The sequence below is a fragment of the Asticcacaulis sp. P2_C5 genome (assembly GCF_056404555.1).
Genome location: NZ_JBFUDU010000027.1, coordinates 1 through 14389, shown reverse-complemented (window position 1 = coordinate 14389; position 14389 = coordinate 1). Strand labels below are relative to the sequence as shown.

Sequence of the window (14389 nt, the reverse complement as noted above, 5' to 3'; positions counted from 1 at the left end):
GACGCCGCCGGCGGCATCCTTGGAATAGACCAGATTGCCGCGCTTGTCGTACTGGAAGTCCTGGATAAGCGTAACCAGGGCCGGGCCACCGTTGAGCGGCACGGTATCGCCAGTCTGCTTCTTCAGCCGGTTATTGGTGTCGTATTCGTAGAATGTGCTACGCTGTTCCGTCGCGCCGACGGCCTCGGTCATATTGGTCCGGTTGCCGAAGATGTCGTAGGCATAACCCGTGATCGACGCCGGCGCGATCTGCACCGTACCGATCTTGGTCTCAGGCTTTTCTTCGGTCTTCAGCAGGCCATTGGTGTAATAGCTGTAGATAGTTACCGCCAGGGCGGCATTGGTCATCTTTGTGCGATTGCCGAGGCCGTCATATTCGTAGGTCGTGGTATTGTTCTCGCCGTCGACGCTGGTCAGGACGCGACCGTCGCCGTCACGGGTGAATTTGGTTTCGTTGTAGGTGTCGTTGGTGACCGTGGCCGGCCGGTTGGTCGTGCTGATGGCGCTGAGGTCGACGGGCGTGGCGTAACGCTTGACCGACTTGATACCGCCGTCCAGGCTGTAGGCCGTTTCGGTGGCGTAGCCGATGGCATCGATCTGCCATTGCTGGCGGCCCAGGGTATCGTAGTAGAAGTAGCCGACGTTCAGGTTCGGGTCGGTCAGCTTCACCAGGTCGCCGAAGGCATTGTAGACGCGGGTCGTCACCGCTAACAGGGAGCCGCCGGCCGGGCCGGTCGGTACGCTGGTCGTCTTCAGGCGACCGTCCTTGTAGTAGCTGTAGGTGGTGACATAGGTATTGCCGTCGGTCGAGCTGGCCAGGCGGCCCAGGGCATTGTAGGTCGACTTGGTGACCACCACCTCTGTGGTGCCATAGGCCGCGGTCTGGGTGACGACACCACTTGTGGAGTAGGACCAGTTTGTCCTGGTGATATCCGTCGTGCTGTAGGCGGTGTCCGTTCGGGTCTTGCGGCCGAAGGCATCGTACCAGCTGCGCGTCTGCACATTCGCCGGGTCAACGACCGTGGTCAGGTTGCCGTCATTGTCGTATGTATAGCCGGTGCTACGGTCGTTTGCCGCGTCGACGGTCAGGCCCTGAAGCGCCGTACCGGACCAAATCAGGACGCCGCTCGCAGTAAAGCGCGTGGCATATTGCACCATGGCCTTGACCAGGCCGAGATTGTTGTAGCTGTACTGTGTTACCGCGCCAGAACCGTCGACGGTATAGATCAAGTGGTCGTCGTCATAGAGCGCACGCGTCACACGGTCATTGTTAGTGTTGGCATTCGCCGGCACCCAGGTCGCCATATCCGGAACACCGCCGACCGTCCACGCCTTGGCATACTGGATGGTCTGGACGACGTGACCCCACGCGTCGTAGGTATAGGCGCTGACCGACCCGGCCGGATCGATCGTATAGGCCTCGCGCCCGACGCTGTCATAGACGTGGTGGGTGATCAGCTTTTCGGCCGGCGTCGTGGTCAGGTAGAACGATGTCTGCGTCACATGGCCCAGGTTGTCGTAGCTATAGTCCGTACGGCGGCTGCCGGAATCAATCGTGTAGCTGACGGTGCCATCGGCGCGGTAAACATAGCTCGCCGCGCGGCTGCCGGTTGTGCTCAGGCCGTCCATCGTCGTCTTGACCAGGGTGCCGGCGGTCGTATAGGTGGCGGAGTAATCGGTCTCCTTCGTGACTCTGCCGAAGCTGTCATAGTCGTATTTGACCACGGTGCCGGCGGCACTGACGGTATAGATCACCCGCCCGTCCGCATCATAGAGCGAACGCGTCGCCGCGTCATTGGTTCCGCCGTTGACACCGCCATTGTTGCCGACCCAGGTCGCCATGATGCCTGCATCCGGCGTATCGGTCGGCACATAACGGGCATAATATTGTACGGTCTGGATTACCTGACCCAACGCGTTGTAGCTATAAGCGGTGACCGCGTCGTCGATCGTTTCCGCCGTACCCTCGGCCGAACCGATGGCATAGATCAGGCGGCCGCCAACGTCATAGACATAGCGCGTCGTCAGGTCATAGGTGCTGGTAGCAATCGCCTGGACGGCAGCCAGGGTCGGCGTCGTTCCGGCAGTCACTGTCAGTTCCGTGACATAGCGCACGGTCTGGATGACGCGGCCATCTTTGTCGTAGGTATAGGCTGTGACCGATCCGGTCGTCAGGCTTGACGAGTCGCCCACGGCCGACAGCGACCAGGTCAGGCGCCCACCGGCATCGTAATAGGAATAACTCCGCAGGTCCTTGGTATTGACCTTGGTCGGGACCCAGGTGTCGCGCATATAGGCCAGGGTCTGCACACCCGTGGCGGTGAAGGCATTGTAATAGCGGGTGGTCTGGGTGACGCGACCGTCGCCGTCATATTGGTACGCCGTCACCAACCCGGCCGGATCGATGGTGTAGACGGCACGTCCGGCGGCGTCGTACACGGCCCGCGTCACGACATCGAGGGTGTTGGTCAGACCGTTCAGCGTGGTCAGGTTCGGCGTTCCCGTCGCCATATACGGGGTTACATAGCGGCTGGTCAGGGTGACGCGGCCGTCCGCGTCATACTTGTAGCCGGTGACGGAGCCGGTCTCGTCGATGCTGTAGATAATCCGGCCGGCGCCGTCATAGACGGTACGCACGATCAGGGCATTCGTCGTGCTCAACGCATTCAGGGCCGTTACATCCGGCCCCGTTGGCGGCGTGGTATAGAGCGTGGCATATTGCGTTTGCTGGATCACCCGGCCGTCTGCGTCGTACTTGTAACCGGTCACCGCGCCGAGCGGATCGATGCTATAGACTATACGGCCGGCACCGTCGTTGACAGTACGCACGATCAGGGCGCTCGTCGTGCTCAACGCATTCAGGGCCGTTACATCCGGCCCCGTTGGCGGCGTGGTATAGAGTGTGGCATATTGCGTTTGCTGGATCACCCGGCCGTCTGTGTCGTACTTGTAGCCGGTCACTGCGCCGGTCGGATCGATGCTGTAGGTAATCTGGCCGGCGGCATCGTAGACCGTGCGCGTGATACTGGCGCCGGTCGTGCTCAATGCGTTCAAAGCCGTTACATCGGGCCCTGTCGGCGGTGTGGTGTAAAGCGTATTGTACAAGGTGGTCTGGGTGACCTGGCTTTCATTGCCGGTATATTTGTAACCCGTCACGGCGCCGGTCGGATCGATACTGTAGATCACGCGGCCGCCGGCATCATAGACCGTGCGTGTGATGCTGGCGCCGGTCGTGCTCAGGGCTTGCAGCGTGGCCAGGTCCGCCGTCCCGGCTACCGTAGCGGTATACCGGGTTGTCCGGGTTAGCCGGTCTTCATTGTCGTAGCTGTAGCCGGTGACGATACCGTTCGGATCGATCGTGAAGATGACGCGGTTGTTGGCGTCATAGACTTTGCGCGTCGTCTTGTTCTCAGGGTCGGTTATGGCGATGACATTGCCATCGGCGTCATAGCTGTAGGATGTCGTCAGGTTCAGGCCTGTCGGATCGACCGCCTCGGAGGCCAGGCGGCCGACCGTATCGTAGGTATACAGGGTGACGACACCCGCCGGCGAGGTCACGGTCAGGGTGTTAGTGCCGTCATAGTCCCATTTGGTGACCAGGTTCAGGCCGGTCGGATCGACCGCCTGGGTCAGCTTGTTGCTGGCCAGGTCGTAGGTATAGGTGGTCGCTATGTTGGTGGCGTCGGTGACGGTCACCACCTGCCCTTTTCCGTCATAGACCCAGTTCGTCGCCAGTCCGCCGGACACGCTGGTCACCGTCTCGGATTTCAGGCGTCCGCCCTCGTAACTGTAGGTGGTGACCACCCCGGCCGCGCTGGTGACACTGCTCAGGAAACCGGCCTTGTCGTAGAGACGGACCTCATCGTTATTGAGACCATCCTTCGTCGAGGTCAGGTTGCCGTCGGCGTCGAAGCCATAGGTCGTCGTCGTGTTGCTGCGGTCGACGACCCTGACCGTCTGGCCATAGGCATTGCGGGTGGTGATGGTCGTCGTGTTGTTCGGATCGGTGATGGTGACCTTGCGATCGAAGGCGTCGTAGTCGTAGGACGTCGTCGCTCCGGTCCGATCGATCAGGGTCACCACATGACCTAAGGCGTCGTAGCTGTATTGGGTAGTATTGGGAATGCCGTCGCCTTGGGTCTTGACATGACCGTCACGATAATAGGTCGTCGTACGCACGGTATTGTTCGGATCGGTGACGTCCTTCACGCGGCCGAAGCCGTCGTAGCTGTAGCTGGTCGTCAGCTTCAGCGCCGCAAAATCCGCCGTCGTGCTGAGCAACAGGCCGCGCCGGTCATAGTGCCGGTCGGTCTGCACGCGCTGGACCGTCGCCGTGTTCTTGTAGGGCGTGAACCGGGTGATCTCTTCACCGAAGACGTCGTAGGTGAAGTCCGTCACTTCCTGCTGCAGCACGCCGTTGATTACCACCCGGTCGACGGTCACGGTCTTGACATTGCCGTCGACGTCGTAGGCGATGACACTATGGCCGTCGCGGTTGCTGTCGGCCACGATGGCATTGGTCAGGGCGGTGACGATGCTGCCGCCGGTAAGGGTGGCCAGGGTCGCGGCTGTGATCGCGGTGGCGTAGGTCCACACATCGCTCTTCTGGTCGAAGGCGTTGTAGGCGTATTTAACAACGCCGCCGGCCGCATCGACCTGGTAGGCCAGGCGACCATTGTCGTCGTAATAGTACAGGATGCGGTTGCCGTCGGCGTCGCGCTGCGAGATCAGGCGTCCTGCCGTATCATAGGCATAGGTCGTGGCGTAGTCGGTCCACACCTGCTCCTTGTCCGCGGTTGTTGTCTTGGTCGCCAACACCGCCGAGCCGACACCCGACAGTTCCGCGATCTTGCGGCCCAGGCCGTCGTAACGGATATTGGCCGTCCGGTCGTCCTGCAGAGTGGCATTGAGCGCATTCTTGCTCACCGTCGTCCGGCTGGTCAGGTTGAAGAGTTCGTCATAGTAGGACGTCGTCGTTTCGGTTGCCCCGCTCGTCAGGGTCAGGGTTTGAGTCCGGATGTGACCATACTGGTCGAAGCCATAGGTCGTGACCTCGAGCTTGCCCGAGGCCGCCGGCAGGCTGTCCCACGTCGTCGTCGCCGTGACCGTGACCGTCGCACCGCCGCGGGTTACCTTGCCGACAAAGCCCGGGACATTGTAGTTGTCGTAGCGCGTGACATAGCCTTCGCCGTCGACCGCCGCCCTCAGGCGCCCGGCATTGTCGTAGAGGTACCAGTTGTGGATGTCGTTGGCGGCATTGGTGCCGACATCGTTCTTCAGCTGAGCCAGGGTGCCGGTCGCCCGGTTGGCCGCCACGGTGGCGTTGTACGAGGCGATGGTATGCCGCTTCTGGCCGGCGCCATCATACTCGGTCTGGGTCAGGTAGCCTTCGGCGTCCAGTGCCGCTACGAGGCGGCCGTCATTGTCGTAAAAGGCGCGCGTCACCCGGTCCGTGGTGGGACTCGTCGGAACCGTCACCGGCGTAACCGGCGGCGTGGTCAGGAAGGTGGACACCGAGACGGCTGTGTCATAGGCCGTGGTCTTGATCAGGCGATCTGCCTTGTCATAGGCAAAGGCTATCACATTGCCCAGCCCGTCGATGGTCTGCACCAGCCGCCCGTCGGCGTCGTAGATGTTCCAGTTGAGGCGGTCGTTGGTCGTCGAGGCCGTCGGCGTCACCTGGGACAGGGTGATCGAGGCCGACGCGGTCGTGGCGTTCTTCAGCAGGTTGAGCTGGGTCGTGGTCAGCCGGTTGCCGTAGGCGACCGTACGCACCAACTGGTCGTAGGTGTTGTAGACATAGGCCGTGACACTGCCGTCGGTGGCGACGTCGGCCACCTTGCGGTTCAGTTCGTCATAGACGCTGTAGCTCGACAATAACGTCGTCGTGTCCGTCGTGCGGATCAGGTTGCCGTTGGAATCATAGGTATACTGTAGCGTCGTGCTGACATTGCTGCCGCTGACTGCATAGGTGGCCAGCTCCCCTGCCCGGTCATAGGTCGATGTCTGGGTCGTCCCGTTGGCCAGGGTGACCACGGCCTGCAGACCCGTCGCATTGTCGTAATAGTCGGTCCTGGTCTCCTTGCTGTTGAAGGCGGTGAACTTGATCACCCGGCCGAGGCCGTCATAGATATAGCTCTCCGTGCCGGCCAATCCGGTCATGACACGGCTGAGAAGGCGCCCGGCCTGGTCATAGCCAAACGTCGTAATGTAGGACGATGAGGTCGTGCCGGCGGAGTCGATAAAACCATAGCTCCGCGCCGTCACCACGGCGCCGCGCTGGTCGTAGGTGTAAACGGTACGCAGCACCTTCGACTTGTCGGTGACCGTTCCCAGCCATGTCGTCATGTCGGACAACGCCGGCGCAGCATTGATCGCCAGGGCCGACACATCATAGGTGTTGGTCGTGTACTGGGTCACCCCGGTCTGATTGCCGGGCGTGTCGTAGATGTACTGCGTGACCTCACCCAGCGCACTGATCGCATAGGCCAGGTGGCTCTCGCCGTCATAGACATAGCGCGTGGTCTGCGGCGTCGACGCATCGGCATACACGGTACGCGTCAAAAGCTGGTTCTTGCTGTCGTAGCTGTACAAGGTCTGCTGACCCAGGGCGTCGGTCATCGACAGCACATTGCCGCTGGCGTCGTAGGTATAGGTCGTCGCCGGCGACAGGCCCGTGCCCAGGATCACCAGGGTCGGGCGCGCGATGGCGACGCTCAGTTGCGTCAATCCGTCGGCCGTGGCCTCGACCATCAGCTCGACATAGGCCGCCCCCGTTGGCACCGTCGCCGAGCCACTGATAAGATTGGCGTTGGCCAAACCGCCGCTACCGAGCACGCCGCCCTTGGTGCCGGTGACGACGGTGCTGCTGAGGAAAGTGCCGCTCGCGTTGTACCATCTCGCATAGAGCTTGACCGCGCTGGCGCCCGAGGTCGCCGTATAGGCGCTGAACTGCACCAACTGACCGGCCGTCACCGCATTATAGGCCGACAGGGCCGGCCCCTGCCCCAGCGACATCACCGTCCCCGCGCCTGGCGTTATCGGCGTCGTCGATGACCCGGTATAGCGGCGGTAGACCTGGATGCCACCAGGGGCATCGGTCAGTTGCGTCGTGGCGACCGCGGGGGTGATGCTCAGGTCGCCCCACGTAGTGGCATAGTTGGTGAAGTTGGCGTCGCCTACCAGGCTATTGGGCAGGAGGGCGCTGTACAGCAGGTTGCCGTCATTGTCGTAGGTGAATGTCCGCAACTGCGGCGGGCCGTCGGTCACCGCTGGCGGCGAGATCAACCGGATCAGGCGGTTACTGCTGTCGTAGACCATGGTCGTACTGTTGCGCTGCGGATCGGTGACCGTCGTCCACCCTATACCGTAGCGGAACGAGGTCACCGTGGTCGTCCCGCTCGCCACGGTCTGGGTCACGCTTGCGACCAGCCCCCCGGTCGTATAGGCGATGTCGAGCTGGGTGCCGTCGCTCTGCGTAATCGAATTGATGCGGCTGGCCACATCATAACCATAGGTCGTGACATAGGTCTTGCTGTCAGTGGTGTTTTCAGGCGTCAGGTCGACCGTCACCGTGGTCAGGCGCCCCGAGCCGTCGTATCCGTACGATGTCCGCGTCTGGGTCTTCACGACGCTGGCCGAATCCCAGAATGTGGTCTCGATCGACGTCACCAGCGGCGAGGTCGCATCCAGGTAATAGAACCGGGTGAAGTCGTGCGTGGCGTCGCCATTGGCCATGGTGATGAGGTCAAGCCGGCCGTTGGCGTCATAGCTATAGGTCATCGCGTTGAGGTCGGCGTCCTTCACCGACTTCAGGCGCCCGGTCGCCCCGTCGTAGAGCTCGATCGTCCGCGACTTGCCTTCCGTCCACGTCCATTCGCCTGCGGCATAGGCCAGGGTATCGTAGGCTCCGCCGCTTTCATTGCCCACGTAGCAAGCAACGCCATTGTAGTTGGCATTGTAGGTATAAAGGATTTCGGAACCGTCGGCCGCATAGCGCGTGACCGTGCTGCCTGCGGTGTTAACCGTCAAGGTAGGTGTACCGACATGGCGCTGATAGCTTTCCTGCCAGTCATTGGCCGTGTAGTTTCCAAGGCTGTTATAGGTATTGGTGATGACGTCGTCCGGCCCCTTGCCGAGCAGCATCTCATCCTGGCTCTGGATCACCAGATTGCCCGTCGCGGCATTGACCGTCACCAGGTTACCCGCCTGCCCCAACAGGGCCGTACCCAATTGTCCCTGGGACCCCAAAAGCATGGCAGAATTACCGATAAGCCCGCGCACCGCACCCGTTACAACTGCAACCATAACAATCCCCTTAACCCGCCGGCACTGAGCCGAACTTCACTCTCTTCAAAGACTCAATCGGAAGATTTTGGGATTTGTTTAGCGGCCATCCCCAACTATTTTTGCCCTATCGACTAATTCGTTGTTTTTAAATGTTATTATTATTGAAAAAAAAGATGCGCCAGAGGGCTTTCCCGCTCGGCAAGCCGGTGCGGCTCGCTCGCGTCTTCGCGCAACGCCGCTACCGAGGACTATCGGAGCAGCTCCAAAATCCGCTATAATGAAGTGATTTAGGGCTTGGGCCGCGACCGCCAGTTCGGCGCAATATGCACCATGGCCTGGGCCAGGGTTTGACCGGATTCCAAGGGGGCATTCAGCGCGATATCCCGCACCCGCTGCGCCGATTGCGCGTCGCCGTCGTGCTCCAGAAGCATGCTCCTCGCCAGAGCGCCGGCAAAACATTTGCGATCGAGACGCAGGGCGGTTTCCGTCCGACGCCGGGCGCTATCCAGTTGGCCGTCCATGATATCGAGCACCGCCAGCGCGCCATGCGTTTCCGCGAAGGTATCGTCCAGTTCGAGGCAAGACTCGAAAATCTCCCGCGCCCGCACACGATCGCCATTGACGAAATGTGCCCAGCCGGCGGCGATCCAGGTGCCGAGATGGCTGCCGAAGATCCCGGCCGCCTGATCCAGATATTTGGCAGCGCCAATACCGTCGCCTGACGACATCAGGGCCAGCCCCTTGCCAAGCAGGTTGCGTGCGCTGTCCGGGCGCAGGGCCAGGCCGCGATCGAAACAGGCCAGGGCTTCGTCGGTGCGATAATCCTGCAAGGTCAGGACGCCCAGGCTCGACAAGCCATCCGCTGTTGTCTGGGATCTGGCTGCCCAGCCGCGTGCCAGCTCAGGCTGCTGCGCGTCCATGGCGACAAGGGACAGTGCGCCCAACAAGGCCGCATCATCCGGCCGCGCCTCAGCCAACGGAACGCCATACTGCAGCGCGCTTTCAAGATCACCCAGGCGGTGGAAGGCCTGGACCTTGAGCACCGCGGCGCCCGGCACGGTCCGAGCCGTCGCGTCGTCGAGCAACTCAGCGGCGCCGGCGTCATCGCCCAGCATGGTCTTGGCCCAGGCCAGGTTGAAGCGCAAACCGGTGTCGTCCGGTGCCGTTACCCGCAAGTCGGCGAAAATGCCCGCCGCCACGTCAAACTGTTCCTGACTGAGCGCGGCCAGACCTTTCAGGTTAAGCAACGCCGCCGGCAAGGGCGCGATGGCCTGATAGCGGTCGACCAGCTCGACAGCCCTGTCGGGCAGACCAGCCTCCAGCGCCCCCGCTGCGGCATCACCGAGCAGGTTGAGATTATCGGGATCGAGCTCGAGATAGCCGGCAAGCCGGGCGAATCTTTGTTGCAGATCGTTCATGCCGGGTTGATCACTCATGGTTAACACTTTTAGATAAATGCTGGTATTGGGACAGGCCATAACGGCAGTGTGATGGCTGAAAGATACGCCAACCTATAAAAGCGCCATTTCGGCCAACTAAGCCAGCCTTAACGCGCATTGCCTAGTGCGCTAACATACAAAGCTATTGAGCAACACTATTTTATTGCGACGCGTAAAATGAGATCACCTTTACTTCGGCGCTTCCAGGAAAGCTGTGGCTCCAGTCTCCTTTTTTCACGGCAATATCAACAAGTAACTCTGAAACCTTTTTTGTGAGAATCTATTCTCCTAGCGACAGCTCCAGGTCCGCTGCTCAACAGCCATCTACTGATCTGGTTTCACCCGTGGTCAACATGATCGCCACGCTACAGGAATAGGTACCATCCGCATAGCGGTCGCACACTAACCCGCCCGCTCGCTTTTCCAACATACCTTCCTCACAGACTTGGTCATTGGTTGGCTTAACCTTCATCGCCTCATAAGTGCGCTTCGCGCTGTCGCCGTCCAGGAAAATCCCGAGGCGATCCTGTTTTTGGCCGGGAGGCGGATCGATGGCGTCCTCGCCAATTATGGCGAAGTCACCTGTGAGCCTTGAGTATGGATCTGCGTGAGTTGGTGCTGTCATTAAATTGGCCACCAGGACGATGGCTATTATGGAACCTGTAAGCAGGACGATCGCTATCATGATTTTGGTCATGTTTTTTACTCAATCTGACATGGAGTTGGGCGCCATGCCCCTTCATTGGTGTGACGTCTTTGGTGCCGAGACCTTTGGTGCCGAGACCTTTGGTGCCGAGACCTTTGGCGCCGAGACCTTTGGCGCCGGGACGGGGCATGTTGTACTTACTCTGACATGGAGGTGATTGTCATGCCCCTTAATGTACTTAACGCCTTCGATGCTGGGATCATTGAAGTAAATTGTTTTGACCTGACCAGTTGCCCAGAGAGCGTCTACCAACTTCTGCGTTTCGGCCCGGTCGTAACCGGAGCTCTTCCATGTTGTCGGAACATGTGCATCGTCGGAACGAACAGGCCGAATGTCGATATCGATTCCAGTTTTGTGGGATTTGTGAGGGTCGAAGGTACCTCCACCGTCCAGGCTGATGTTGCCGATCCCGAGCGGTTTTCCATCCCAATTTGCAGCAAAGTCTTCAATGAAGTCGATCGTACCTGGCAATCCAAACTGACCCTTGCCTTGGGTTGGCGTACCATAAGTATAGTAATTCGAGCCAGTCGAATTTTGCGGAAGCATCTCGTATCCGCACGGATCGGATGGCGCCCCCTCAGCAGTCAAAGCAAGAATTAAGTGATCGAATGTAGTGTCCTTTCCCTTTTTGGTGCGCAATTTCGCTACGTCTGTCAGTAAAGGCAATAAGTCTTCCGTATTTTCAACTATTAACTGGTTGCGTTTTCCAAATAACTTTTGTTCCAACCAACCACCATCTTCTCTCCTTACGGCATAAGGCGATTTTTTGGCATCAACACGAGCTTTCTGTACAATATTGTATTCTTCCGCAGTTGGCCTTGCCTTTTTACCCATATCTCCATTACACAAATCTTCTATATCTTCGTAAGTTATGGGCCTTTCTCGGCTTGATTGGTAGCTGCCATTAGCATCGTGGTAGTTTGCGAAAATTCTATCACTTGTAAATGTCCCAACACCTGCTTTGAACATATCGAACAAATCGGTAGAAAATGAGTAATTTGTTTCGCCAATTATAGCGGAATAACTAAATTCCTCAGTTCCGTTTGCCAACATACTGTTGAATGTTGCACGACTATCAGACAAGGCAAAAATTGCCCCTCCATCCACGCCAAGCGAGTCAAAGATTTCACCTAAGTTGAATTGATCTATGGCCGCGTGTCCTAGCTCCTCATCCATCGCCATATAAAGCTTAGCCGCGGCATGACGATCATTTTTTGCGTCCGAAATAAGCTTAGACCTGAGGAAAATCTTTCCATTGTCATAGCGCCCATCCATTGTCTTCTGATCAACAGATGCCAAATTGTCCTCAGCTTTAATTTCCGGGATAACGGCGCCTTGAAGTATTTCCTGTATGCGCTCTTCAGAGTAACCCGCAAGCCTAGCCAGATCGGCGGCAGTGCCTAGGTGTTTCTGCCATATTTTTGCGGGTGAGGACGAGGAGTCCATGGGAGAGAGGGGGGCATGCAGAGCGTCATCCAACCCCTTCCCGATCTTCTCTCCGATCATGTTCCCGATCGTACTCATGATCGCATCCGGCAGGGCCTCACGTACGCTCTTGCCGAACTCCTGCCCGGTCAAGGCAGTCCGCAAGGCCGCGCCGGAGATGGTCGCCACGGTCGTGCTGACGACGGCAGCCGCCATGTCATTGGAGATATTGTTTTGTATCCAAGGATCGACCTCGTGCGTTATCCCCGCCGTCAGGCCCGCGACGGCATAGCTGGTCCAGTCGAACTTCTTCTGCAGCCCAAAGACCTGGTTGACCCGCTGGTGGATAGCGTTGGCCTGCAGTCCCTGGAGTACCGCCTCCTTGAAGTTAGCGGCCTGCTGTACCGGCCCCATGGCGCCCATGATTCCGCCGGTGTCGGCTGCCGCGCCCAGTTCCTTCCAGTTGAACTTGCTCTGGTTGCCGACGGCGATCTGCGTCGCCTGGAAAGCGGCATCAGAGGCCGCCATAACCACGGCGCCCTTCAGAATCTGGCTGGCGATGTCCAGCCGGCGCGTGAAGTAAGCCACCGCGGCGGCGACGATTATGGCGATAACCAGGCCAACCACGCCGCAGCCATGCTGCTTGGGGCGCGGCGGCTGGGGTTGCGTCGGGTTGGTGTTGCCCATCGCATCGGTAGGGTCGTACGCCTTGAAAGTATTGGCGTCGTTTTGCAGGTTAGTGCTTTTGCCCGGAACGGTCAGGACCTGACCGGCGCCCAGGGTCGTACCAGCACCCAGGCCATTGGCCTCGGCCAGCAGGTACCACAGGCTGGAATCGCCCCAGATCGACATGGCCACGGATTGCAGGGTATCGCCGGCATTGGCCGTATAGCTTGAACCGCTCTGGTCGACGGAGGTATTGTTATAGGCTTCGTAGGTGTCGCTATGACCGTTGGTGCTTATGATCTCGGTACCGTTAGCGCCATACCATGACCGGCTGTAGGTGTTGTCGTCCATGGCCAGTTGCTGGGCATAGTCGATTTCGCTGGCCAGCCGGTCGCTGCCGGCATCGCCGATCACGCGGCCGTTGAGATAGAAGAAGCTGCGCCGCGCGCCGATCTCGGAAGCATTGGTGCCGATATATTCCTGGCGCGTGACGACCTGGCCAAAGGCATCGTTCACATAGGTCACTTTGCGAGGGGCGCCGGCGTCGTAGACTTGGGTGAGGAAGCCATTAACGTTGTCGTAGGAATAGGTGGTGACGCCGGTGGTCGTGGCCACAACCGTGTTGGACAGTGTCTTGGCGCCTGCCCACCAGGTGTAGGTGAAGGTGGCGTCGACGTCCTGGGTCGTCGTTGAGCCGCCCGATACCACCTGCACCTGATGAGTGGTGCTATGGGTCACCTGGCCGATATCGGTGCCGGTCCAGGAACTGCCGACCTTGAGCCTGTAGTCGTTGTGGATTGTGCTGGTGGTTGTGACGTTCTTCGTCGAACCGCTGATATATTCCTGGGTGTAGCTGGTGTCGGTCTCGTCGGTAATACGGCTGTCGCGATCGTAAGTCATCGACCGCGTCTGCGAGTATGAGCCGTTCTGTGTCGGCGTGCCGTCGTCCTTGTATTCGATCTGGTAGGTCATCCGGCCCAGTATGTCGTTGGTCCGGGCGACGCGAAGCTCGGGCCCGGTATCGGTCGGCTTCTTGACCTTGACCGTCTCGAGATAACCATCGGCGCTGTAGCTGTAATATTCACTATGGGCGTTGGTGCCGGTGCCATAGTCCGCCTGCGTGCGGTCGCCACGCAGGTTGTAGGACAGGAAGATGGTGTCGGCGCCGGCGATAATGGTCGTGCCGGACAAGGTTCCCTTGCTGACAACCATGCGGTTGCTCTTGTCGTAGGTGTACCAGTAGTCCGTCGTCGTCGTGGCGATGCCCGGCCGGCCGAAACCGTAGGGCGTCAGTATGGCATAGGTGCTCTTGATCCGGCGCCGGTTGCTGTTGGCGTCATAGGCGTAGCTGATGTCGGCCTCGGAGTCGAAGAAGCGGGCGACGCGGTTCATGGCGTCGTAGGAGATGGTCGCCGTCTGATAGAAGACCGGCGCGGTTCCGCTGTGGTAATAGGCTTCGACCGTGCGGTTGCCGTAATTGTCATAGGCATAGACCGACTTGTTGCCCAGGGCGACGTCGCTGACCGAGGCGAGCAGGCCGCTGCTTGTGTAGAGATAATCAATGTTCTGGCCGGCCGAGCTGTCCTGATGACTGAGTTGGGCGGCGAAGTTGTAATCGTAGTCGGTCGAATGGCCGCCAAAATCGACGGCGCCCACCGCCCTGCCGAACAGGTTGGTAGTGGTCGATGCGGACTTGCCCCAGGCGGCCATGGTCCGGGTCCAGGCCCCGGAATTTTCCTGGGTCAGCGTCGACTCGCCGGTCGATGTCGCCGCCACCCAGCTGTAGTTGTAGCTTGTGGCCTGGCCGCCGAAAGTCGTGGTCTGGGTCACCCGCCCCTGCAGGTCGTAGGCGGTGGTTTCCGAG

4 protein-coding genes are annotated in these 14389 nt (G+C 59.6%); all 4 read right to left on the bottom strand.

Annotation, left to right across the window (positions count from 1 at the left end; genetic code table 11):
* On the bottom strand, positions 1–8307 hold an 8307-nt coding region (locus tag AC1DXO_RS25990; protein WP_476981125.1), incomplete at its 3' end, for a hypothetical protein.
* Positions 8308–8576: 269 nt separating this feature from the next.
* Positions 8577–9725, bottom strand: a complete 1149-nt coding sequence (locus AC1DXO_RS25985; RefSeq protein WP_476981124.1) for a tetratricopeptide repeat protein — start codon at positions 9723–9725, stop codon at positions 8577–8579.
* Positions 9726–10041: 316 nt separating this feature from the next.
* The gene (locus AC1DXO_RS25980; RefSeq protein ID WP_476981123.1) at positions 10042–10425 is read right to left on the bottom strand and encodes a hypothetical protein; all 384 of its coding nucleotides are present in this window, start codon (positions 10423–10425) and stop codon (positions 10042–10044) included.
* A 42-nt stretch (positions 10426–10467) separates the two neighbouring features.
* Positions 10468–14355 (bottom strand): LysM peptidoglycan-binding domain-containing protein, encoded by a 3888-nt coding sequence (locus AC1DXO_RS25975; RefSeq protein ID WP_476981122.1) that lies wholly within the window; start codon positions 14353–14355, stop codon positions 10468–10470.
* Positions 14356–14389: the final 34 nt, after the last annotated feature.

What these genes read in the sequence shown, in the direction of transcription:
- AC1DXO_RS25980 (WP_476981123.1), bottom strand. Translation starts at nt 10,425, where the DNA reads ATGACCAAAATCATGATAGCGATCGTCCTGCTTACAGGTTCCATAATA.
- AC1DXO_RS25985 (WP_476981124.1), bottom strand. Translation starts at nt 9,725, where the DNA reads ATGAGTGATCAACCCGGCATGAACGATCTGCAACAAAGATTCGCCCGG.